Genomic DNA, 24,295 nt, shown 5'->3' on the forward strand with positions numbered 1-24,295 from the left:
TTTTTTGTTAAATGCTACTTTTGGTTTACAGAGAATAGCCATGCAAAGATTACGTAGTCAACAAGTAATTAACTAATTATTAACAGTTGCAATAATTATTGTTAATGCAATTCATTGTTATAAAACAAATAAATCTTTTTGACTAAATTTTTATCAATATTTCATTTGATCATTAATGCGATCTGCATTAACATTCCTGAAAAATGTGTTAACTATAAGTTTACATAAGTGAGGGCAATTATGAGCAATGCAGCTAAAGTCATTTCGATTAATGATCACCTTGATATTGATAACGCATGGACAATCCCTGCTCGTTATTACACGTCTAATGATGTTTTTGAGTATGAAAAAGAAAAAATATTTGCTAATTCATGGGTTTGTGTCGCTCATGTTAGTGAGGTAAAAGAAAAAAATTCGTATATCACTCGTGAGCTCATTGGCGAAAGCCTCGTGATTGTTCGTGGTCGTGATGATGTATTGCGTGGTTTTTATAATGTCTGCCCGCACCGTGGACACCAGTTGATCAGCGGTGAAAGTGGTAAAGTCAAAAATGTGATTACTTGCCCTTACCATGCGTGGGCATTCAAGTTAGATGGTCAACTAGCACATGCGACCAATTGTGAGAATGTGAACAATTTTGAAGCAGATGCAATGTCATTGAGTAGCTTCCATGTTATTGAACATGCAGGGTTTATCTATGTAAATATGACAGTTGGTGAACCACAACCTATTGAAGAGCAGCTTCCAGGCTTAGCCGAAAAAATGCAAGAAGCATGTGCGGTGATTAGCGATTTAAAATTGGCTGCACGTTTTGTTAGTCATACACCAGCCAATTGGAAAACCATCGTTGATAACTATATTGAGTGTTATCACTGTCCAACTAACCATGTGAGCTTTGCAAGTTCCGTAGATGTTAACGTATACGAACACCAATTATTGGATAATTGGACTGTTCAAATTGGTAAAGCAAAACCCTCTGAGTCCTCTTATCAGTTTGATGAATCTGTTTTAGACCCTCGTTTCTTTGGTTTTTGGATTTGGCCAAGCACCATGTTCAATATGCCTCCTGGCGGGGATTTCATGACGGTGATTTATGAGTTTCCAGTGAACGCAGGGGAAACCTTGCAGCACTATGATATTTATTTCCTCAATGAAGAACTGACTGAATATCAGAAAAACTTAGTTGAATGGTATCGTACCGTATTCCGCCCAGAAGATCTGCGCTTGGTGGAAAGTGTACAAAAAGGATTGCGATCACGAGGTTACCGAGGCCAAGGGCGCATTATGGCTGACAGACAGCGTAGTGGAATTAGTGAACATGGTGTTGCCCATTTCCACAAAATTGTTGCTGGCGCACACACTGAGTAATCACGTTATCCATAAAAAAACAAAAGGAGAAGTCACAAATGCATCATTTAACTCACCCTGCGCTATTTCGTCAGTCATGCTACATCAATGGGCAATGGGTTGATTCAGATAAAAAAATCCCTGTGACTAATCCTGTTGACCAATCTGTGCTGGGAACAATTCCCAGCCTGTCAGTCACCCAAGTGGATGACGCTATTGAACAAGCGCATGTCGCAATGGAAGATTGGAGTAAGCTTACTGCTAAAGCGCGTTCTATCATTTTACGCCACTGGTTTGAGCTGATTGAAGCCCATGTTGATGATCTTGGGCGTTTAATGACTCTTGAACAAGGTAAGCCGTTGCATGAGGCAAAAGGTGAAATTCGCTATGCGGCTTCTTTTATCGAATGGTTTGCGGAGGAGGGGAAACGTGTTTATGGGGAAACCATCCCTCAAACGGTGGGAAGTAACCGTCTTTCGACAATCAAGCAGCCGATCGGCGTTTGTAGTGCGATTACGCCATGGAATTTTCCCGCAGCGATGATCACTCGTAAAGCGGCTCCAGCACTGGCTGCGGGTTGTAGTATTATCATCAAGCCAGCGACTGAAACGCCTTTTACGGCACTTGCCCTCGCTCAGTTGGCCGATGAAGCGGGCATTCCCGCAGGGATATTCAATATCATTACTGGGGATTCTCGTGTTTTAGGTGAACGTCTAACTAAACATGAGCTTATTAGTAAGTTTTCATTCACCGGTTCAACGCAAGTTGGCCGAGTATTGTCTGAGCAGTGTGCATCGACAATTAAAAAAACATCACTCGAACTGGGGGGAAATGCGCCTTTTATTGTTTTTGATGATGCAGATATTGATAAAGCGGTAAAAAGTGCGGTGCAAGCGAAGTTTCGTAATGGCGGGCAAACCTGTGTTTGTGTGAACCGTTTTTATCTTCAAGATGCTATTTTCGATGAATTTCAGTCCAAGTTCGTTGCAGAAGTCGCCAAATTGCAAGTCGGTAATGGCCTTGAAATAGGAACGGATATTGGGCCTATGATAACAACACGTGCCATTGATGGTATGAATGAGTTACTGCAAGATGCACTCGCGAAAGGGGCACACCAATTAACCTTAGGTAGCGAAGTGGCGGAGTATGGCAATTTCTTTAATCCAAAAGTTCTTGTTGATGTTGATGACTCAATGAGGATTGTTCATGAAGAAATCTTTGGTCCTATTGCAACATTGATTCGTTTTAGTGATGAAAATGAAGTGATTGCTCGTGCCAATAATACGATTTATGGCTTAGCGGCTTATTTCTTTTCTCGTGATGTTAGCCGTGTTTACCGCGTTGCTGAAAAACTGCAAAGTGGCATGGTCGGTATCAATACAGGCTTAATTTCTAATGAAGTTGCTCCTTTTGGAGGAGTAAAACAATCAGGTTTAGGAAAAGAAGGCTCTCGATATGGCATTGAGGATTATTTAAGTACTAAGTATCTGTGTTTAGATATTGAATAATGAGAGGGGCACTGTGATGAACCAACAAAAAATTGCAGTCAATGTCAGTCGAATTGAGCAAATTAGCCCAAATATCAAAATGTTCGAGTTTGTTGCACAAGAGGGCGCGCTAATGCCTTTTAGCGCAGGTAGTCATGTCACCGTTCATATGGGTGAGCAGGCTGGTTTGCAACGTGCATATTCATTAATCAGTGACCCACAGCAATGTGGAAGCTATTGTATTTCAGTCTTACGTGATGAAAATTCGAAAGGCGGTTCGGCATTTATGCATGAGCACCTATCTGCTGGGGATAGTTTATATTTGTCCCCAGTGCAGAATTTTTTCTCATTAGCTGCGGATAACCAATGTAAGCATATTTTGATCGCAGGTGGGATTGGGATCACGCCTTTTCTTTCTTATCTCTATGAGCTAGAAGAAAATGAAATGGATTTTGAGCTTCATTACTGTTTTCGTGATAGTGCAACAGCGGCATTTCTTGAACATTTACAACAGCGTATTGGCTCGCGGTTATTTCTTTATGACAGCAGCCAAGGGCAGCGAATGTCTGTCGAACAATTGGTTAAAGCACAAGCGAGTAATAGCCATCTGTATGTATGTGGCCCTCAATCATTAATTAATGAGGTGATTGAAAAGGGTCATCAGCACCTTGGTGAATCACAGGTTCATTTTGAAAATTTTGGTGAAATTGCCAGTGAAGGGGATTCATTTGAGGTCTATTTTCAACGTTCAGGCTTTAGTTTGGAAGTGGGTAAAGACGAGTCTATTTTACAGGTAATCGAAGCTGATAAGCGCATTAACGTGGAATGTTTATGCCGTAATGGAGTTTGTGGGACTTGTGAGACGGCGATACTTGAGGGAGAGGCCGACCACCGTGACCACTACCTTGATGATGATGAAAAAGCCGAGCAAAAAACGATGATGTTGTGTGTTTCGCGAGCTAAATCTAAACGATTAGTTCTTGATTTATAATCAAAGCTGCCCCGCTTTAGCCATAAGTGGGGCAAGATACTGGTTTTAAATATCTTTTAATTCAAACATTAAAAAAGGCTGTTTTTCATCATTAAAGTGTTGATAAGCCGTAATTTGCTTATCTTGAAATACGATTTGCCCCCGCCCAGTGCGAAATACTTCATCTAACCATGGCTTATGGTTGATCACTAATTGATACAATAAACGTTGTAGTTCAAGGTAATCTATTTCAGTCGATTGGTTGTGTAAGTTGCTGGCTAATATTTCACCTGCTTTATCGGTAAATACGACTAAATGATTGAAATGGGACAATAAGACGTCGAAATAGCATTTGATTTTACGCAGGCGCAGTTCGGTATTTTTACGTTCTGTGTTGTCTAAGCTGATCCCAACCAGTTTTGTCACTTTGCCATTCGGGCCTTTAACCCCTGTCGCTCGGGAGGTGATCCAGCGGTAATCGTCTTCCCAGTTAATTTTAAAATCCATTTCATGGGCACCACCTTCACGGATAATTTTAGAATATCCATTGACCAGTTTTTCTTTGGAGTCATGGCTCATTAAGGCCCAGAAATCTTCATTACTGGTGATTTTAATGCCATAAACGGCTTCAACGTTGTCCGAGTAGTTCAATTCTCCCGTTAATAAGTCCCACTCCCATGTCACGATATCTGCCGACTCTTGAAGATGAACTTCGTTGATGTTGCGCATGACACCTGAATTGCTAACAGTAACTTGGTTATTGGTATATTCACCGTATTTCAACCATATTTTGTCGACATCCAATAACGTGGCGAGCTTTTCAAGATTATCTTCATCAATCATACCGCCTTTTGTCCACTTATTAACCGCCGTTCGGGAAACCCCAAGGGCTTCAGCTGCTTTTAATTGACTCATTTTTTTCTGTTTTAGCAATTTCAACAAACGTTCTTTGAATGTCTCTGTTTCTGTCATCAATTCATGTTTACCTTATAACTTATGGGGTTAACTAAAAACCATGTGATAAGTGAGTAGCAAGGTATTGCTCTAGATTTTCGATAAAGACTCTAAGATTAGCACTCGTTCGGAGACTTCTCGAATATACAGCATAAACATCTGCGGTTTGGTGCCATTGCGGTAACACTCGTACTAATTGGCCAGACTGTAACTCAGGCTGCACACTCCATTGGGAGCGCAATAGGATCCCTTCGCCACTTAAACACCATTGTTTAGCGACTTCACCATTGTTGACGGTTAATTTGCTATTGGGGGTGACCGTCATACTTTCTTGCTGTTGTTCAAGCTTCCATACGGCGGGGGCTTGGTTGCGCTCTTTAATCGCAATACAAAAGTGTTTTTGTTCTAACTCTTGTGGATATTTTGGGTAGCCGTGTTTTGCTAAATAGGTTGGTGAAGCGCACAAAATTCGTTGGTTTTGTGCAATTCGCCTTGCAATAAATTGCTCTGCTATTGCACCGCCAATACAGATATCAACATCAATGTTTTCACTAATAATATCGACAGACTTATCGGTTAAAGTGAGATCAATACCTAATAAAGGATAATTTCCCCGTAGTGTGAGGATAAACGGGTTAATATAAGTACTGCCAAACCCTGTGCTACAACTGATACGCAGTGAGCCGCGGATCTCTTCGCGACAGGCGTTGAGTTGCTGTTGCATCTGTTCCAATTCAGCTAGCATCACTTCACTGCTACGTAAAATAATTTGCCCTTCGTGAGTTAGCTTAATTGAGCGAGCAGTCCTAAAAAATAAAGTTTGTCCTAAATTTTCTTCTAGCAATTTAATGCGTTTAGAAACATAAGCTGGGGACACTAACAGCTGTGAAGCCGCTTGAGAGAAACTCATCAAGCGGGCAACTGTGACAAAAACGCGGATATCCTCTAACGAAGGAAGCTTGTTCATAGTTTGTAAACCTAAGGATTACACTTCATATCTATACTTTATCACAGCAACCCCTAAACTGGAGAACAAACAGACATAATTCATTTATCAGAGGTTTTCACAATGTCACAATTTAATATAGCGGTTATTCCTGGTGATGGTATTGGTACCGAAGTGATCCCTGAAGGATTAAAAGTATTAGTAGCAGCAGCCAATAAACACAATGTAAAACTTAACTTTACCCATTTTGATTGGTCGTGCGAAACCTATCACCGTACTGGGCGCATGATGCCTGAAGATGGCTTAGAACAGTTGCAAAAATTTGATGCGATTTTCCTCGGCGCGGTAGGGTTCCCTGGTGTTCCTGATCATATTTCATTATGGGGGCTGCTATTACCCATCCGCCGCGCTTTTAACCAATATGTTAACTTACGCCCTGTACGCTTATTTGATGGCATTAAATGCCCACTAGCAGATAAAAAACCGGGAGATATTGATTTTTATGTCGTGCGTGAAAACGTTGAAGGGGAATATTCTGCGATTGGCGGTATTCAGTACGAAGGTACGGATGAAGAAATGGTATTGCAACAAAGTATTTTTACCCGTAAAGGTACCGACCGTATCTTAAAATATGCTTTTGATTTGGCGCAGTCACGTGAGAAAAAACATTTAAGTTCAGCGACGAAATCTAATGGGTTATTTCATTCAATGCCTTATTGGGATAGCCGTGTAGCCGAAATGGCGAAGCAATACCCAGATATCAAAGTTGACCAATTCCATATTGATATTTTTGCAGCAAACTTAGTGAGAATGCCAGAGTTCTACGATGTGATTGTCGGGTCAAACCTGTTTGGTGATATTTTGTCTGATTTAGGGCCTGCTTGTACGGGAACTATTGCGATTGCGCCATCGGCCAATATTAACCCAGAAAAACAATTCCCATCGATGTTTGAGCCTGTTCACGGGTCAGCACCTGATATCGCAGGGCAAAATATTGCCAACCCGATTGGTACGATTTGGGCAGCCGCCATGATGATGCAGCATTTGGGATGTCCCGAGATGCATGATTCTATCATGTCCGCAGTAGAAACAGCGATTAAACAACGTCAACATTTGACTCGCGATATGGGAGGCAATGCTAGTACACAGGCGCTAGGGGATGAAATTACCCGTTTAGTCAGTGCCTAAAGGCGGTATTTATTGAGCCAATTTAGTGAGCTATCGGGGGACTGTTTTGCCTGTTCCTCGATGCTTTGATTGTTAATACCCCCAAGATCTGCGAAAATATCCGCCAATTTTGATTAACAAGACGGATTTGCGACGCCAAGAGCCACATTGAGCCTCTTCGAATGCTTATACAAATCTGTATATAAACGAAAAGAACGGTTAAATGACAGATCAGAACTTTCTCCATGAAGTTAGCACACGCAGAACGTTTGCTATCATATCCCACCCCGATGCGGGTAAAACCACAATCACTGAAAAAGTGTTATTGTTCGGGCATGCTATTCAACGTGCAGGTACGGTAAAAGGCCGTGGCTCTAATCAACACGCTAAATCTGACTGGATGGAAATGGAAAAGCAGCGTGGTATTTCGATTACTACCTCTGTCATGCAGTTTCCTTATAATGATTGTCTTGTTAACTTACTGGATACCCCAGGGCACGAAGACTTCTCCGAAGATACTTACCGTACATTAACGGCGGTTGACTGCTGCTTGATGGTGATTGACTCCGGTAAAGGGGTTGAAGACCGGACACGTAAGCTGATGGAAGTTACCCGTCTACGTGATACTCCAATCTTAACTTTCATGAATAAATTGGACCGTGATATTCGTGATCCAATGGAATTAATGGATGAAGTGGAAAATGAGCTGAAAATTGCTTGTTGTCCAATCACATGGCCTATCGGTTGCGGTAAATTATTCAAGGGTGTTTATCATTTATTACGTGATGAAACAATCCTATACCAAACAGGCCAAGGGCATACGATTCAAGAAGTCCGTATAATTAAAGGGTTAAACAACCCCGATCTCGATGCCGCTGTTGGTGAGGAACTAGCCGCGCAGTTACGCGATGAGCTGGAATTGGTTCAAGGGGCATCCCATGAATTTGACCATGATGCATTTTTGCAGGGTGAATTAACCCCTGTCTTTTTCGGCACTGCATTAGGTAACTTTGGTGTTGACCATATGTTAGATGGCTTAGTTGAATGGGCTCCACAGCCGCAGCCACGCCAAACAGATTTACGCCAAGTTAATGCGACAGAAGAAAAATTCACCGGTTTCGTATTTAAAATTCAAGCGAATATGGACCCGAAACACCGTGACCGTGTTGCATTTATGCGTATTGTTTCAGGTACTTATGAAAAAGGCATGAAACTACGCCAAGTGCGTATCAAAAAAGATGTGGTTATTTCTGATGCTTTAACCTTTATGGCGGGGGATCGCTCTCAGGTCGAAAACGCCTATGCAGGGGATATCATTGGGTTACACAACCATGGCACGATTCAAATCGGTGATACCTTCACGCAAGGTGAAGAACTCAAGTTTACGGGGATTCCTAACTTTGCCCCTGAATTATTCCGCCGTATTCGTTTACGTGACCCATTGAAGCAAAAACAACTGTTAAAAGGCCTCGTTCAGTTATCTGAAGAGGGAGCGGTACAGGTTTTCCGCCCGTTAACTAACAATGATTTAATTGTTGGTGCTGTAGGGGTGCTGCAGTTTGATGTGGTGGTTTCACGTTTGAAAAGCGAATATAACGTTGAAGCTATCTATGAAGCCGTTAACGTTTCTACTGCGCGTTGGGTTGAGTGTGATGATGCGAAGAAATTCGAAGAGTTTAAACGCAAAAATGAGCAAAACTTAGCCCTTGATGGTGGCGATAACTTATCTTATATCGCACCGACTATGGTGAATCTTAACCTCACCAGTGAACGTTACCCTGACGTTAAATTCCGCAAAACACGCGAACACTAATTGCGTTGATGGCCCACGGCTAACAATAGTCAGTGGGTCATCTTATTTCGAACTTCATTTAAAGCTTCTTTTTCTGTTTTTTGGTGCTTATCATCAAGAATATTCTGTCTTTATTACCTTTCTCTTTATTTTTTATATTTTTTTACTTAGGCTATATTATTCGTTGTCCATTGCAGTGAAAGGAAGGTTTTTATGAAAAAAGCAAAACTATTGAGCGTGTTAGGAGTTATTGGGTTGAGCTGGACGCTAGCAGCTTGTAGCTCATCATCGGATAGTGCTTTGAAAAAACAAGCTTCAGAAACATGGGACAGTGCATCTAAGACAGTGGAAATGGCCGGTAAAGACACTGGGAATGCCATTTCGAGTGGCGCTAAAAATACCGGTGAGTACATTGATGACTCAGCGATTACTGCGGACGTAAAAGGAAAATTACTGGGTACGAAAGGTATTTCGAGTAACAGCGTATCAGTTAAAACCGTCAATGGTGTTGTTTACTTATCAGGCTTTGTAAAATCAGCCGATCAGATAGATAAAATTACCCAAGTCGCCTCTCAAGTTAAAGGGGTAAAATCAGTACAAAATGGTTTAGTGATTGCTAACTAATCTATAAATAAATGTCTCAATAGCTCATATTGCTGAATATTTATTGTACAATCTTGATAGGGTGGGCTTTCAAAAGGAAGCTCATTCTGTTTTTGAGCTATTTCAAATGAACTTCTGTCATCTAGAGGCATTATGGGAAAACACGTTTCAGTTACACTTGGCACGATTGAGCCGCTTGCATTCTTTGATAATATTAACTCGGGAAAAACTGCCCTGATTTGTGAAGGTGGCGGCCAACGAGGGATTTTTACAGCGGGTGTACTGGATGAGTTTCTTATTTCTGACTTCAACCCTTTTGATCTGATGATAGGTACTTCAGCAGGGGCTCAAAACCTGTCTGCGTATATTTGTGGGCAAGCGGGTTATGCGCGCCGTGTGATCACTCGCTATACGACCAATTCGGCATTTTTTAATCCACTACGCTTTATCCGTGGAGGCCATCTGATTGATTTAGATTGGCTCGTCGACACCACAGCAAAAGAATTCCCATTACGTATACAAGCAGGGCTCGATTTATTAAATTCAGGTCGTGAATTCTATATGGGAGCAAGCCGCAGTGATGATTTTTCAGCCGCTTTTCTAAAACCTGACGCTGACAATTGGCTCGATATTATTCGCGCATCCAGCGCTATCCCTGGCTTTTACCGGGCAGGTGTCGAATTTGATGGCACGCTTTACCAAGATGGTGGCATTAGTGCAGCTATCCCAGTTGAAGAGGCATACCGCCGCGGTGCAGAGACTATTGTGGTGATCCGTACCGTGCCTTCCCAAATGTATTTTACCCCTGAATGGGTGAAAAGAATGACTCGGTGGCTGGAAGGGGATAAGAATGGCCTACAACGTATGGCTGCGATGCTGAAAGTTCATCTGAAAAGCTACCGTAGAACACAAGAATTTATTGAAAACCCACCAAAAGATGTACAGGTCTTTGAGATTTATCCACCTGTTCCACTGAAAAGCAGTGCACTGGGTAGTAAGGTGTCTTCGCTTAATCAAGATTACCATACGGGGCGCCGGTGTGGTCGTTATTTTATTGCTGCACTGGGTAATGCCTTTGAGCACAACACAAATCGCTTTAGCCATACCTTGGCACAAAAAATTGAGTCTAACCCATTAGATATTCAGCTTGAGCCACAAGTACCGAACGAACTCATTCCGGAATTGGTGGCAGAGCCTGTCACGTCAATGCCTTTGGCCGCAATATCAGCAAATGAAAACCGTGATGGCTAAACATCAATTTATCGATACCCATTGCCATTTTGATTTCCCTCCTTTTAGTGATTCCTTCGCTGAAAGTTTGCAGCTTGCTCGACAAAGTGGCGTGAGTGATATTGTTATTCCTACCGTGAGTGTGGATAATTTTGCACGAGTTTGGCAACTGGCACAGCGGTATTCGCAGTTGCATGCTGCTATGGGGTTTCATCCGTTATATTTGAGCCAGTTTCAAGAGCAACACATTGATATTTTGGTTGATTATCTTAACAAAAAAAATAAAAAGTGTGTGGCGATAGGGGAAATAGGGCTCGACCTCTATATGCAAAACCCTCAGTTTGAACGCCAGCAAATGGTATTGTCCGCCCAATTAAAGCTAGCGAAACAGTTTGATTTACCAGTTATTTTGCATTCACGTAAAAGTCATGACCCATTAGCGGCGATGTTGCGTCGTTTTGATGTTCCTGCTCGTGGAGTCGTACATGGCTTTGCTGGTAGCCTATCTCAAGCGCAAGCCTTTGTTAAGCTGGGTTATTATATTGGTGTGGGTGGGACAATTACCTATGAAAGAGCGAATAAAACTCGCGATGTGATGTCAGAACTTCCTTTGACTTCATTATTATTCGAAACGGATGCCCCCGATATGCCTGTTTCAGGTTTCCAAGGCGAGCCAAATCGACCTGAGCGTATTGAGTGGGTTTTTCGTTCATTATGTGAGCTTCGCCACGAATCCCCTGCAGAAATAGCCCAACAACTTTACAACAATAGTTTGTCGTTATTTAATCTTCCTCAGTAAAACCGTATACATAATCATAAATAATATTTATATAATTTCATTAATTAGCTATTTAAATCTATTTAGTTTTTATTGTGGCTAATTGGGATTTTAGTGTCTTTCCAGACTAAACTGAGTTGATTTTGTGATTTTTATCACATTACTTGAATTTTTGTTGTTTATTGCAGTATGTATTTGTGATGAGTATTGCGGGTTATTGGTGATGACTAGGTATAATCATTAAACTAAGAGTCAAGGCGACTTACACGTTTCCTTATATATCAACCTAAAATAAAGTGAACAGGGATCCTTCCATGCAGCTCATTATGAGTATTATCGGAATGGCGGTACTTATCGCGATAGCTATTCTATTTTCCAGCAATCGCCGAGCAATTAGGCTACGCACAGTTGGCGGCGCATTTTTAATTCAATTAGCCATTGGTGCATTTGTTCTTTATGTTCCTGCGGGGCGTAGTGTGCTCCAAGGGATGTCTGACGCGGTTTCTAAAGTTATTGGATATGGTCAAGATGGGATGAGCTTCATCTTTGGCGGTTTGGTTTCCGATAAAATGTTTGAACTGTTTGGCGGCGGTGGTTTTATTTTTGCTTTCCGCGTTTTGCCAATCATTGTTTTCTTCTCTTCATTGATTGCTGTCCTTTACTACTTAGGGATCATGCAGTTAGTGATTAAAGTACTTGGTGGTGGCCTGCAAAAAATATTGGGAACCTCAAGAACAGAATCGTTATCTGCGACAGCAAATATCTTCGTTGGGCAAACGGAAGCGCCATTGGTTGTTCGTCCTTATATTGCAACAATGACGACATCAGAGTTATTTGCCATTATGTGTGGTGGTTTAGCTTCTGTCGCGGGTTCAGTTTTGGCGGGCTATGCACAAATGGGTGTACCGATGGAATACCTGATTGCGGCCTCCTTTATGGCCGCTCCAGGTGGTTTGTTATTCGCCAAACTGATGGTTCCAGAAACAGAAGATGTAAAAGATAGGGTTGATGCGACAGATTTAGTCGCTGAAGATGAACGCCCTGCTAATATCATTGATGCGGCCGCTTCTGGGGCATCATCAGGGATGCAACTGGCACTGAATGTGGGTGCAATGTTATTGGCGTTTATCGCTTTGATTGCATTGATCAATGGTATCTTAGGTGGCATTGGTGGCTGGTTTGATTATCCACAATTATCACTTGAATTATTGTTAGGTTGGTTATTTGCCCCAATCGCATACTTAATTGGTGTGCCGTGGAGTGAAGCGACAATTGCCGGTTCTTTCATCGGCCAAAAAATTGTCGTGAATGAGTTTGTTGCATTCATGAATTTTGGTGAATACATGAAAGCGGATGCTGAAGTTCTGGCGGCAGGTAAACAAGTACTTTCTGACCATACTAAAGCGATTATTTCGTTTGCATTATGTGGTTTTGCTAACCTTTCATCCGTCGCTATCTTACTCGGTGGCTTAGGCGGAATGGCGCCAAATCGCCGTGGTGATGTTGCTCGTTTAGGTATGAAAGCGGTTATGGCCGGTACCCTGTCTAACTTAATGAGTGCAACGATTGCTGGCTTTTTCTTGACATTAGGCGCAGCAGCAGTCATTTAGTTTATGTATCTGGTGGTAAGATTAATATCATCTCAAACTCAAATAAGTCAATCGGAAGGGCAATAGCCCTTCCGTTTTCATTTTGATTCGCTATATTCTTTTGTGACTTTTTATATCAATCGTAAATTTTCAACTATTCTTAACTTAGTCAATTAATGATGAAGAATATATTGAAAAGCCATTTGAGAGAAAAATGGATGGCGAGAGATGTTATAATTAGATTGTGATCACATTTTTTATTTTAATAATGTAACATTCAGTCGATTAATGTGATTTGTAGCACATAAAATGGCATCATTCCATGGTCAAATAGGCATTAGTAAGCTGCTATGGAACTGCTAGTTCTCAGAGTCTAGGACTCTAGGGCATGATGCGGTGAGAAGGATCTCAGCTGCTCAGTTCGGAAAGCATCCGACTAGCATCTTTAAGGAACCAAGCCCGCTCGCCAACAAAGAACGTGTCGTTCTGAAGAATTAACTACGTTGGAGAGTTATATGACTGATTTAAAAGCGGCCGCACAACGCGCGCTGTCCCTTATGGATTTAACCACTTTAAATGATGACGATACTGATGCGAAAGTCATCGCACTGTGCCATCAGGCGAAAAGCCCTGCAGGCAATACAGCAGCAATCTGTATTTACCCTCGTTTTATTCCAATTGCACGTAAAACATTACGTGAACAAGGCACTCCAGATGTACGTATTGCAACGGTCACAAATTTCCCTCACGGTAACGATGATATTGATATCGCATTAGCTGAAACTAAAGCGGCGATTGCTTACGGTGCGGATGAAGTTGACGTGGTATTCCCTTATCGCGCATTGATTGCCGGTAATGAGAAAATTGGTTTTGACTTAGTGAAAGCCTGTAAAGACGCTTGCGCGGCAGCCAATGTGCTGTTGAAAGTGATCATTGAAACCGGTGAGTTAAAAGATGCGGCATTAATCCGTAAAGCTTCTGAAATTTCCATTAAAGCGGGTGCTGATTTTATTAAAACCTCAACAGGTAAAGTGCCTGTTAATGCAACATTAGAAAGCGCAGAAATCATGATGCAAGTCATTCATGATATGGGTGTGGAAAAAACTGTTGGTTTTAAACCTGCTGGTGGCGTACGTACCGCAGAAGAAGCGGCAGAATATTTAGCGTTAGCTGGTCGAATTTTAGGTGATAATTGGGCAGATAGCCGTCATTTCCGTTTTGGTGCTTCTAGTTTATTAGCAAATTTATTAAATACGCTGGGTTTTGACGTTAAAAAATCAAGCAGTAGCTATTAATTTTCGCAATATTGTTAGCCGATAAATTCGACTTTAAAGGAGCATATTGTGTTTCTGGCACAAGAAATTATCCGTAAAAAACGTGATGGTAAGCCATTAAGCGAAGAAGAGATTCGTTTCTTTATCAATGGTGTTCGCGATAACTCAGTTTCAGAAGGTCAAATTGCTGCATTGGCAATGACTATCTATTTTAATGATATGACCATGCCTGAGCGTGTTGCATTAACGCTAGCTATGCGTGATTCAGGAACGGTGCTGAACTGGAAATCACTCAATCTCAATGGCCCATTAGTTGATAAACATTCAACTGGTGGTGTGGGTGATGTCACTTCATTAATGCTCGGCCCAATGGTCGCAGCGTGTGGTGGCTATGTACCGATGATCTCAGGCCGTGGTTTAGGCCACACCGGTGGCACATTAGATAAACTCGAAGCGATCCCTAATTTCGATATTTTCCCAGATGATGCGCGTTTCCGTGACATTATCAAAGATGTCGGGGTAGCAATTATTGGGCAAACCAATTCATTAGCACCTGCAGATAAACGTTTTTATGCGACCCGTGATATCACTGCGACAGTAGATTCTATTCCGCTAATTACGGCTTCAATCTTAGGTAAAAAATTGGCAGAAGGCCTTGATGCTCTGGTGATGGACGTTAAAGTTGGCTCAGGTGCATTTATGCCAACTTATGAGAAGTCAGAACAGCTAGCTGAGTCTATTGTTAAAGTCGCGAATGGCGCAGGGTGTAAAACCACCGCATTATTAACTGATATGAATGAAGTACTGGCATCCAGTGCCGGTAACGCCGTTGAAGTGCGTGAAGCTGTACAATTTTTGACAGGTGAATACCGTAATCCACGTCTTTATGAAGTCACCATGGCGCTATGCGTAGAAATGTTAGTGTCTGGCTCATTAGCCGCAAACCGCGAAGAAGCACGTCAAAAATTACAGGCAGTATTAGACAATGGTAAAGCGGCAGAAGTGTTTGGCCGTATGGTTGCAGCGCAAAAAGGGCCAGCTGATTTTGTTGAAAATTACAACAAATACCTGCCGACTGCAGTGCTGAGCAAAGCGGTTTATGCACCAAAAGACGGCATTATCACGCAAATGGATACACGTGCGCTGGGAATGTCTGTCGTGACTTTAGGTGGTGGTCGTCGTAAAGCGACAGACCCAATTGATTATAGTGTTGGTTTGAGTGATATCGCTGCGTTAGGTGCCAAAGTGGATACCCAAACGCCACTGGCAATTATCCATGCAAATAGTGAAAAAGCGTGGGAAGAAGCCGCGAAGGAAGTGCGTGAAGCGATGGTGATTGGTGGTAAAGCACCTGAAGCTACACCAATGGTTTATCGCCAAATCAGCGAGTAATACACAAGATTTTAGTGGTATATCGTATTTAAAAATACCGCAGGAGAAAAATATGAAACGCACATTTATTATGGTTTTGGATTCCTTTGGGATCGGTGCTGCACACGATGCACATAAATTTGGTGATGAAGGCTCAAACACACTGGGTCACATTGCAGATGCTTGCGCACGTGGCGAAGCGGATATTGGTCGTAAAGGGCCTCTGCATTTACCGAATTTAACAAAATTAGGTTTAGGTAAAGCAGGAGAAGAATCAAGCGGTTCATTCCCTGCAGGCCTTGATCCTAATGCAGAAATTATTGGCGCATACGCTTATGCGAGCGAAATTTCTTCGGGTAAAGATACCCCGTCAGGTCACTGGGAAATTGCGGGTGTACCTGTGCTATTTGATTGGGGTTATTTCTCTAATGAAGAAAACAGCTTCCCACAAGAGCTGCTGGATACTTTAGTCGAGAAAGCAAACTTGCCGGGCTATTTAGGTAACTGCCATTCATCCGGTACAGTTATCCTCGATCAACTGGGTGAAGAGCACATGAAAACCGGTAAACCGATTTTCTATACCTCTGCTGACTCCGTATTCCAAATTGCGTGCCACGAAGAAACTTATGGCTTAGATAAACTGTATGAGCTGTGCGAAATCGCACGTGAAGAGTTAACCAAAGGTGGTTATAACATTGGCCGTGTTATCGCGCGTCCATTTGTTGGTGATAAAGCCGGTAACTTCACACGTACAGGTAACCGTCATGACTTAGCGGTAGAGCCACCAGCACCAACAGTATTGAAAAAATTAGTTGATGAAAAACAAGGTGAAGTGGTTTCTATCGGTAAAATTGCTGATATTTACGCTCATGTTGGTATCACTAAGAAAATTAAAGCCACAGGTATTGATGCACTGTTCGATGCAACGGTAGAAGAAATGAAACTGGCGGGTGATAACACCATCGTTTTCACTAACTTTGTGGACTTTGACTCAGCATACGGCCACCGCCGTGATGTGGCTGGTTATGCCGCAGCATTAGAATTGTTCGACCGTCGTTTACCTGAACTAATGAAATTAGTTAAAGAAGATGACATTCTGATTTTAACCGCTGACCACGGTTGTGACCCAACTTGGCCAGGTACAGACCATACCCGTGAGCACATCCCAGTACTGATTTATGGACCAAAAGTTAAACCTGGCTCATTAGGTCACCGTGAAACGTTCGCGGACATTGGGCAGACAGTCGCTAAGTACTTTGATTTGTCGCCAATGGAGTATGGTAAACCAATGCTCTAACACCCATTACCCGTCATTCTTTGAGCTGTCGCGGTGTTGGCTGCATAAAATCCCCCTAATCACATACTTATGTATGCTCATAGGGATGATTTTCTTTGTCGCCTAGCGACAACTCAAATTATTTAGGGTAATTGTGCGCAGTTAAAGGTAATGGGCAAGGCTTTGCCGTCATTCTTTGAGCTGTCGCGGTGTTGGCTGCATAAAATCCTCCTAATCACATACTTATGTATGCTCATAGGGATGATTTTCTTTGTCGCCTAGCGACAACTCAAATTATTTAGGGTAATTGTGCGCAGTTAAAGGTAATGGGCAAGGCTTTGCCGTCATCTTTTTTAAGAATAAGGTGGGGAACCACCTTATTCATTTAAAAAAATTTAATCATTTAAAGGGAAATAATCATGGCAACTCCACATATTAATGCAGAAATGGGTGATTTCGCTGATGTCGTTCTGATGCCAGGCGACCCATTACGTGCAAAATACATCGCTGAAACCTTCCTTCAGGATGTTCGCCAAGTCAATAATGTGCGTGGCATGTTAGGTTTTACAGGGACTTATAAAGGTCGTAAAATTTCTGTTATGGGTCACGGTATGGGGATCCCTTCATGCTCCATTTACGCGAAAGAACTGATCACTGACTTTGGTGTAAAAGTGATTATTCGTGTGGGTTCATGTGGCGCAGTAATGGATGACGTCAAATTGCGTGATGTTGTGATTGGTATGGGCGCTTGTACTGATTCACGTGTTAACCGTCAACGTTTTAAAGAAAATGATTTTGCAGCGATTGCAGACTATGACTTAGTCCATAATGCGGTTGAAGCGGCAAAAGCAAGAAACGTGAATGTGCGTGTGGGTAACTTGTTCTCAGCAGACCTATTTTACTCACCAGATCCTGATATGTTCAAAGTGATGGAAAAATACGGCATCCTAGGTGTTGAAATGGAAGCTGCGGGTATTTATGGTGTTGCCGCTGAGTTTGGTGCACGTGCATTAACGATTTGTACCGTTTCTGACCACATCAAAACTGGCGAACAAACAACGTCAGAAGAACGTCAAACCACGTTTAATGAGATGATTGAAATTGCACTGGACTCCGTGCTGTTAGGCGACAAATAGTCGTTAGACGTTTTCATTATGCGCTAAAATGCCACCTATTGTGTGGCATTTTTTTATCGCTATTTTTTGATCCTACTCATCATCACCGCATCAACATATTGCCCATCACGAAATGCATAATCTTTCATGCGGCCTTCTAGTTCAAAACCAAACTTTTCATACAGCCCGACGCCACTACCATTTGCGGCGAATACTTCTAGTTCTATGCGATGGACATTCAGCCAGTTGTCACAGTAATCCACCATCACTCGCATCAGTTGTGAGCCAATACCTTTGCCTTGGTGGGCTTCACTAACGGTAATCCCGAAGGTAGCCACATGGCGGCGACGTATTTGGCTTGGTTGATGAATAACGAGTAACCCGACAACGACATCATCAATAGTGGCCACAAACTGTGTGACTAGCGGGTCATTAGCACTTAGGCGAGCTTCCCACGTATTTGTTGTTGGGTATGGCAGTTGTAAAGTATTCGCATACGCGGAATAGTCAGCGTGCATTTGGGTGATTGCAGACACATCGTCCAGTGTTGCTCTGCGGATGGTTACGTTGTTCACATCGAGTCTCTTTATCGTTATTTATTATAAGAATATTAATCACATTAAAACGATGACCTGTCAATCGATAGTCATCAACGTCATGAAAGGCATTACAAATTGAGTGACTAAAAATAGACAAAATCGCTATCTGATATCACAACATAATAAATAGATATACGATTTTGGCTATATAGCGTTCAGTAATTTATTCAGAGGAATTATTATGCTTGAATCAATGGGTAGGAAAAACATTTTAGTTAACTTAACAGCGAGCAAGGAGAATATAAAAAATGCCCCAAAAAAAATTAAAAAATATGTTACTAAGCAAATAAAAAATATTAAGCAGACTCGAACGTTATCGCCTATAAATCTAAGAGGAAAGAATAAAAATAATATTGATGAGATTAAATATGCAGAGGCCCCTCTTCACGGTGTATTGAAAGGTAGTAATCTACCCCAAGTTGGACTTGAAAGAAACGAATATAGAATAAGAGTCATTGAGAAGCCGGAATGGCCACCATTAATGGAAGCGATTGCCATTCCAAATGAAATGGAAAAAAGCTTCTATAGCTTATTGAAAAATAATAAAGTAGATGAGAGAGATGTTGATTTAATTAAAGAAATAATTAGCGAAATGAAAAAAACGAAATCATCGGATGACATTGTTATTAAACTTTATGATTTTTATGAGCTTTTTTTAGATAAAGAATATGTTACAAATAAATTTATTGTTAACTATTTAGAAGAACCAATGGGGATAGCTAAAGATACGCAATGTACTAATTTAGAATCTTTTCCTCCGCTACCATCACAAGCAACTATAACAACACCAGAACCGATTGATGTTGCTGATGAGTTATATAAGGAATTAACTAAAACCATTTCTAAAATGAGTAGATTAAAGGATGTTCCCGATGAACTATTTATTCACTTTAAAGATAATATTTTAAAATTGAAGGAAAATGAGAAACCAGAGATATTTATTAAAAAACTAAATTCCCTATTCGAATATGGATTTGATATCTTATCACAGGCAACGTTAGGTAGAATTGAGAGTAATCTTGCTGATTATATAAAAATAGATACTGAAATAGTCAAGCCTATCCATATATTCGATGATATCAAAATGAAACCTAAAAGCTTACGGGAGCGATTATTAAATGCTATTGAATGGAAATTATTTTTCTTTATAAAAAAAGCAAAAGAAGTTTATTTAGAGATGAAAAAATTTTTTCGTTTTTGAATAGCAATAATGATAGTTCGGGATAGAAAAGCCAACAATATATTGTTGGCTTTCTAACCTTGATTTAGTAATTAAGGCGTCATCATAAACACTTTTGAATTCTGCCCTAAATACTGACGAGCCAAGCGGTTAATATCCTCAACCGTGAGTTGCCGAATAATATCTTGCTGTTGGCTTAAACGCTGATATTGCCCATCATCTGCAGCAATCTGTGCCAAAGCTTCGGTCCAATAGCTTGAGCTATCCGTCACTTGTGAATTTTCAGTGAGCCAAATATTTTTTGCTTCAGTTAACTCTTTTTCACTCACACCTGTTTGACGAATTTGCCCAATCGTTTTTTGGGCGATTTGCGTCATTTCTTCAGCGCGCTCAGGTGATGTGGTGAAATTCAAGCGAGAGAGGTAATAAGGTTGCGGTTTTTTCGCTAACATCTGTGAAAAACCTAATGCATAGATCCCGCTGGCTTTTTCACGTAATTCACCGCGCAGACGTTGGCTCACAATGGTATCAATAAGTTGAATTGCTAAGCTATCTTGTTGGCTCCATACGGCGGGTGAGGCGAATTGAATGCTGACCATGCTTTTATCACTGCTACTGATGGGATATGTTTTATTAAAGCTGGCCATTTTTGGCATGATCCCTTGGTCACGAGATACCAGCTTTTGGTTACTTTGTGGTAATGATGCAACCCATTGCTCTAACAGCGGTTTTAGCTCACGGCTATTCATTGCTCCGGTGATCACCAGTGTCATATCCACCGTTGATGTGAGCAATTGGCGGTTGGCTTGCTGTAACTGTTGAGCCGTAAATTGTTGCCAGCTCCCCTGTGGATTGATCACTAAAAATTCACCATGGGTATAGCTTTCTTGATTGATATTATCAAGGAACGTGCGCTCTACGGGGGTTTTGGCTAAATTTAACGCAAAAGACTGTTTTTGTTGCTCTAATTTTTCACCACTAAATTGTGGAGCGGTAAGTTTTAAATTGAGTAACTGTAGCGCCGTTTCAAGGTTATCGACAGGGGCTTTTCCGCGAAAACCATGCGTGAGTAATTCACTGTATGGGCGAACGCTAATTTGGTTTTGTTTTGCCAGTAAAGCCAGATCACGAGCGCTGTAATTCCCATAACCGCTGCTTTCAGGAAGTTTCAATGCCCAATCGGTTAAACCTGCCGTTTGTTGTGTTTCTAACGAGCGGCCACCCGGTAATTGCAAGTTAAATTGAATGTCATCTTTCAGATTTTTATCTGTTTTAACAATTACCTGAATACCATTGCTTAATGTCCAACGCTCTGTTTTTTCAACCGGTAGCTTAGATTGCTCAACAATATCCCCTTTGGGAACTTGAGGTAGCTGTAGTTGAATCGCTTTGGAGCGCAGCGTAAATGGCCCGGGTGTACTTTGGCGTATTTTAAGCCATTGTTGATTAAATGCGGACTTATCCATTGTCGCGGCATCTGTATCCGGTCCAATTAATGCTAAACGCGGGGAGGCGGTTTGTAGGAATTTAGCGACATGTTGTTGTAAATCCTGCGGTTTGACAGACTTTATCAATTGGTAGCTGTTATCTAACTGCTGGCGCTTATTCCACATCGGCATGTCGTATTCAAGTGCCGTAGTGAGTTGCCCCGCTAAATATTCATTGCTATAACGTTGTTCTGAAGCGGCTTGCTGGCTAAATTTTTTCAGCATGGCTTGCTTTGCAGAATCAAGTTCTTCTTGGGTAACCGGCTCAGTAGCAAGGCGTTGTAGCTCTGTAAATAAAATCTCAGTCGCACCTTGGTAATCATTGCCTTTAGGGTGGATGATCATCAACTGTTGTAAGCGCTGGTTATCTAACATTGCTCCTTGTTCATTGATACTAATGGATGGCAAAATACCGTTATCCATCATGACGGAGAAACGCTGGTTTAAAATGGCTAACCAGAGGTTATCGAGTAAATCTTCGGACTGCCCTAAGCGCGTATTTAGCGGTGCGCTAACATCCTTTTGTAAGGCAAATTGCACATAACGCGCCCCTTGCTCTTTATCAAACACGCCTTGCACTAACATATTGGTTGAGTGGGCAAATTGTTTCCATTGCGGGTTATCTTCTGCCACTTTTTCGGGTTTAGGGAGCGCAAATAAATTATCAACCTGATTACGTACTGATGAACTATTGAAATCACCAATAATTAATAGTGACATTCGCTGAGGTTGATACCATGTTTGGTAATAGCTTTTCGCTTGCTCAATCGGGGCATTGCGTACCACATCTAATGAACCAATTGGGTTGCGATCGACGTATCGGCTACCGTGGTAGCGTAATTTTTCTAAACTATCGTTGATGCGATAGCCCATTCCTTGGCGTAAACGCCACTCTTCAACAATGACAGGACGCTCTTTTTCAAAGGCGTCTTGGTCAAATGTCATATTTGATGCCCAATCAGCCATCACTTGTAAGCCCGTGGCGACTTGTGCTGTCGTGGCTTCAGGGAGTGATAATTTATATAGTGTGGAATTTAAACTGGTGATCGCATTAACATGGCTACCGAGTTTAAGCCCTTGGTGTTCAAGCTGTTTGAACCCCGTGGTTCCCGGAAAATGTTTGGTGCCTTTAAACGCCATATGTTCAGTAAAGTGCGCGAGACCAAGTTGCTGTTCATTTTCTTGCAATGAACCGCTACTGACCAACAAACGCAGTTCAACTCCAGGTTGATTGCGTTGTAGAAGGTAAACTTGCAGTCCATTTTCGAGTTGATAGTGTTGCAGGTCACCGCGTACGGGCAACAGCGAGGTTGCATTTTGACTCACAGATGTGCTGCCTGCGCAGCCACCGAGCAGAATGCTTACCAGTGTGGCGAAGGTAATTTTACGAAGCATATTCAGGTGTTCCTGTATTTAAGGATTTTTCACTCGCAGGTTCAACGAGCAATATTTGTTGTTCCGCAAATTGAGCAACGAAGCTCTGATGGCTAACCAAAATAATGGCACTGTCATGTAACTCAGCTTTCAATAGAGCGAGGAGTTCTAATGCGCTGTTTTCATCAAGGGCAGAGGTGGTTTCATCCAATAACAGTAGTTTTGGTCGGTTGAGCAATAAACGCGCAAACATAATGCGCTGCTGTTCTCCACCAGATAGGCGGTTGTTCCAATCAGTTTCGAGTGCGAGTTGGTGATGCAGCTTTTCTAACCCGACTAACATCAATGCATATTGAAAATCTTGCTGACTAAATTGGGATGTTGCTTTGGGATAAGCCAATAAGCTATCAAGCCGACTAATTGGTAAATAGAGGCGTTGTGGGATCCACATAACTTTTTCTGTTCGGCTGATAGTGCCGTTGAAGAAAGGCCAATGCCCACTTAGCGTGCGTAATAAGGTGGACTTACCAACACCAGAACGGCCACGAATCAAGGTTAATTCGCCTTGTTTGGCGGTTATATTCACGGAATTAATTAAGCAGCGGTTGTCTGCGGTAGAAACGGATAATTTAGCGATCAGAGGTGGCGATTTTTCGTCGATAGTAACCACCGCTTTGTTATCGTTTTCCAATAAAACCACAAAGTTGTATAAACGGGAGACTGTGGCTTGCCATGCGGCGATTTCTTTATAGGCAAAAATAAACCAGCCGAGTGAAGTGGCAACACTGGTAAAGGCTTGGCGCAATTGCATTAAGCCACCCAACATGATTTCACCCGCAAGGAATTTAGGTAATGCGAGTAATACAGGCGCTAAGGCGGTAACTTGTTGGTAACCCACTGTGTAGAAAGAGAGGTTCCGCTCACAACGGATCAAGCGGTTCCAGTTGCTAATAATTTCACCAAAGCGCCCCATCAGTTCTTTTCTATCTTGAGTTTCACCACGCTGCCCTGCGATGGCATCACCGTGTTGGCGGCAATTAATTAATGAGCTACGGTAATCCGCTTCGCGGCGTTGTTTATCCATATGCAAACGGCGAAGTGGGAAACCAATCCATTGGGTAAGTGCAATACCAATGAGGGTATAAATAATACAAGCCCAGAACATATACCCAGGAATGGTCCAGTCGCTATCGGCAAAGTTAAACGACAGGCTACCGGAAAGTGTCCAAAGGATGGTCGCAAATGAAATCAGAGTTAACATTGAGTGGAGGAATGTCACCACTAAATTTAATGTCGATTCAATCAGTAAACGAATATCTTCGGCAATACGTTGGTCTGGGTTATCTGGCTCTTGTGATGTCAGCCTTAATAGGTAATGTTTGCTATTTGGGGATAACCAACGGCTAAGTACTTGCTCCGTCATGCCTTTGCGCCAGCGGATAATCAGCATTTGTTTTAGGTAATTACCCATAACAACGACAAAAATTAGCCCGCTGACTAAAATCACAAAGTATTGCAATAAGCCATACAGCGCTTGGCCGTCGAGTTTTTGTAGGGCGTTATAAAAATCCCCATTCCACATGTTCATTTTGACGTTGAACCAAACTGAGGACAACGTGAGCCCGAGTGAGGCAAACAGCAGTATCCAGCACAAAAGGGCAGCACGCTGCCCCCAAAAAGGTTTTACTAAATAGAAAAATTGTTTCAGTGTCTTCATGACGTTTTGTTCATTTGTTGTTTTATTTTAATGGCTTAT

19 protein-coding genes are annotated in these 24,295 nt (G+C 41.9%); 14 read left to right on the forward strand and 5 right to left on the reverse strand.

Going from position 1 to position 24,295, the window contains the following annotated elements; all coding sequences use genetic code 11:
• The first annotated feature begins 240 nt into the window (after positions 1-240).
• Genes P3L37_RS02680 through P3L37_RS02690 form a run of 3 tightly spaced genes read left to right on the forward strand, consistent with a single transcriptional unit; the run spans position 241 to position 3,825 of the window.
• Positions 241-1,368 carry an aromatic ring-hydroxylating oxygenase subunit alpha gene (locus tag P3L37_RS02680; protein ID WP_004914806.1) on the forward strand — a complete coding sequence of 376 codons (1,128 nt, stop codon included), beginning with the start codon at positions 241-243 and terminating at the stop codon, positions 1,366-1,368.
• A 38-nt stretch (positions 1,369-1,406) separates the two neighbouring features.
• Complete coding sequence (locus P3L37_RS02685; protein WP_109911833.1) at positions 1,407-2,855, forward strand: NAD-dependent succinate-semialdehyde dehydrogenase; 1,449 nt, start codon at positions 1,407-1,409, stop codon at positions 2,853-2,855.
• A gap of 16 nt (positions 2,856-2,871) precedes the next feature.
• Positions 2,872-3,825, forward strand: coding sequence for a PDR/VanB family oxidoreductase (locus tag P3L37_RS02690; protein WP_109911834.1), 954 nt, complete (start codon positions 2,872-2,874; stop codon positions 3,823-3,825).
• 45 nt (positions 3,826-3,870) lie between these two features.
• Here P3L37_RS02690 and P3L37_RS02695 read toward each other — a convergent pair whose 3' ends face one another.
• Positions 3,871-4,776, reverse strand: a complete 906-nt coding sequence (locus P3L37_RS02695) for a helix-turn-helix domain-containing protein (RefSeq protein WP_109911835.1) — start codon at positions 4,774-4,776, stop codon at positions 3,871-3,873.
• A gap of 34 nt (positions 4,777-4,810) precedes the next feature.
• Positions 4,811-5,725: a LysR substrate-binding domain-containing protein gene (locus P3L37_RS02700; protein WP_110731412.1), complete on the reverse strand. Its 915-nt coding sequence runs from the start codon at positions 5,723-5,725 to the stop codon at positions 4,811-4,813.
• Positions 5,726-5,827: 102 nt separating this feature from the next.
• Here P3L37_RS02700 and P3L37_RS02705 point away from each other — a divergent pair, with 102 nt between their 5' ends.
• From P3L37_RS02705 to deoD, 10 genes are all read left to right on the forward strand, one after another.
• Entirely contained in the window at positions 5,828-6,892 is a 1,065-nt protein-coding gene (locus P3L37_RS02705) for a tartrate dehydrogenase (RefSeq protein WP_004914795.1), read from the forward strand.
• A gap of 202 nt (positions 6,893-7,094) precedes the next feature.
• Positions 7,095-8,684: a peptide chain release factor 3 gene (prfC, locus tag P3L37_RS02710; RefSeq protein WP_004914793.1), complete on the forward strand. Its 1,590-nt coding sequence runs from the start codon at positions 7,095-7,097 to the stop codon at positions 8,682-8,684.
• A 192-nt stretch (positions 8,685-8,876) separates the two neighbouring features.
• Complete coding sequence (locus tag P3L37_RS02715) at positions 8,877-9,287, forward strand: BON domain-containing protein (RefSeq protein WP_110731411.1); 411 nt, start codon at positions 8,877-8,879, stop codon at positions 9,285-9,287.
• 132 nt (positions 9,288-9,419) lie between these two features.
• On the forward strand, positions 9,420-10,517 hold the full coding sequence (locus P3L37_RS02720) for a patatin family protein (protein WP_004914789.1): 1,098 nt from the start codon (positions 9,420-9,422) through the stop codon (positions 10,515-10,517).
• Positions 10,510-11,295, forward strand: a complete 786-nt coding sequence (locus tag P3L37_RS02725; protein WP_272667460.1) for a TatD family hydrolase — start codon at positions 10,510-10,512, stop codon at positions 11,293-11,295. The genes P3L37_RS02720 and P3L37_RS02725 overlap by 8 nt, the downstream gene beginning before the upstream one ends.
• Before the next feature lie 305 nt (positions 11,296-11,600).
• Positions 11,601-12,884: a NupC/NupG family nucleoside CNT transporter gene (locus P3L37_RS02730; RefSeq protein WP_181937082.1), complete on the forward strand. Its 1,284-nt coding sequence runs from the start codon at positions 11,601-11,603 to the stop codon at positions 12,882-12,884.
• Between the two features lie 494 nt (positions 12,885-13,378).
• Positions 13,379-14,158 carry a deoxyribose-phosphate aldolase gene (gene deoC, locus P3L37_RS02735; protein WP_110731409.1) on the forward strand — a complete coding sequence of 260 codons (780 nt, stop codon included), beginning with the start codon at positions 13,379-13,381 and terminating at the stop codon, positions 14,156-14,158.
• Positions 14,159-14,206: 48 nt separating this feature from the next.
• Complete coding sequence (deoA, locus tag P3L37_RS02740) at positions 14,207-15,529, forward strand: thymidine phosphorylase (protein ID WP_110731408.1); 1,323 nt, start codon at positions 14,207-14,209, stop codon at positions 15,527-15,529.
• Between the two features lie 52 nt (positions 15,530-15,581).
• Positions 15,582-16,805 carry a phosphopentomutase gene (gene deoB, locus P3L37_RS02745; protein ID WP_004914781.1) on the forward strand — a complete coding sequence of 408 codons (1,224 nt, stop codon included), beginning with the start codon at positions 15,582-15,584 and terminating at the stop codon, positions 16,803-16,805.
• A gap of 398 nt (positions 16,806-17,203) precedes the next feature.
• Positions 17,204-17,920, forward strand: a complete 717-nt coding sequence (gene deoD / locus P3L37_RS02750) for a purine-nucleoside phosphorylase (RefSeq protein ID WP_004914779.1) — start codon at positions 17,204-17,206, stop codon at positions 17,918-17,920.
• A 59-nt stretch (positions 17,921-17,979) separates the two neighbouring features.
• On the opposite strand, the gene P3L37_RS02755 is transcribed toward deoD, so the two are convergent.
• Positions 17,980-18,474, reverse strand: a complete 495-nt coding sequence (locus tag P3L37_RS02755) for a GNAT family N-acetyltransferase (RefSeq protein ID WP_109911839.1) — start codon at positions 18,472-18,474, stop codon at positions 17,980-17,982.
• Positions 18,475-18,679: 205 nt separating this feature from the next.
• Between P3L37_RS02755 and P3L37_RS02760 the strand changes: the two genes are divergently transcribed.
• Positions 18,680-19,699 carry a hypothetical protein gene (locus P3L37_RS02760; RefSeq protein WP_110731407.1) on the forward strand — a complete coding sequence of 340 codons (1,020 nt, stop codon included), beginning with the start codon at positions 18,680-18,682 and terminating at the stop codon, positions 19,697-19,699.
• A gap of 71 nt (positions 19,700-19,770) precedes the next feature.
• Here the strand turns inward: P3L37_RS02760 and P3L37_RS02765 are convergent, their stop codons facing one another.
• Entirely contained in the window at positions 19,771-22,560 is a 2,790-nt protein-coding gene (locus P3L37_RS02765) for a M16 family metallopeptidase (protein ID WP_272667459.1), read from the reverse strand.
• Positions 22,550-24,256: an ABC transporter ATP-binding protein/permease gene (locus P3L37_RS02770; protein ID WP_196719791.1), complete on the reverse strand. Its 1,707-nt coding sequence runs from the start codon at positions 24,254-24,256 to the stop codon at positions 22,550-22,552. Before P3L37_RS02770 ends, P3L37_RS02765 begins: the two co-directional genes overlap by 11 nt.
• Positions 24,257-24,295 lie beyond the last annotated feature (39 nt).

The sequence above is a fragment of the Providencia sp. PROV114 genome (genome assembly GCF_032704305.1).
In the GTDB taxonomy this organism is placed as follows: domain Bacteria; phylum Pseudomonadota; class Gammaproteobacteria; order Enterobacterales; family Enterobacteriaceae; genus Providencia; species Providencia rettgeri.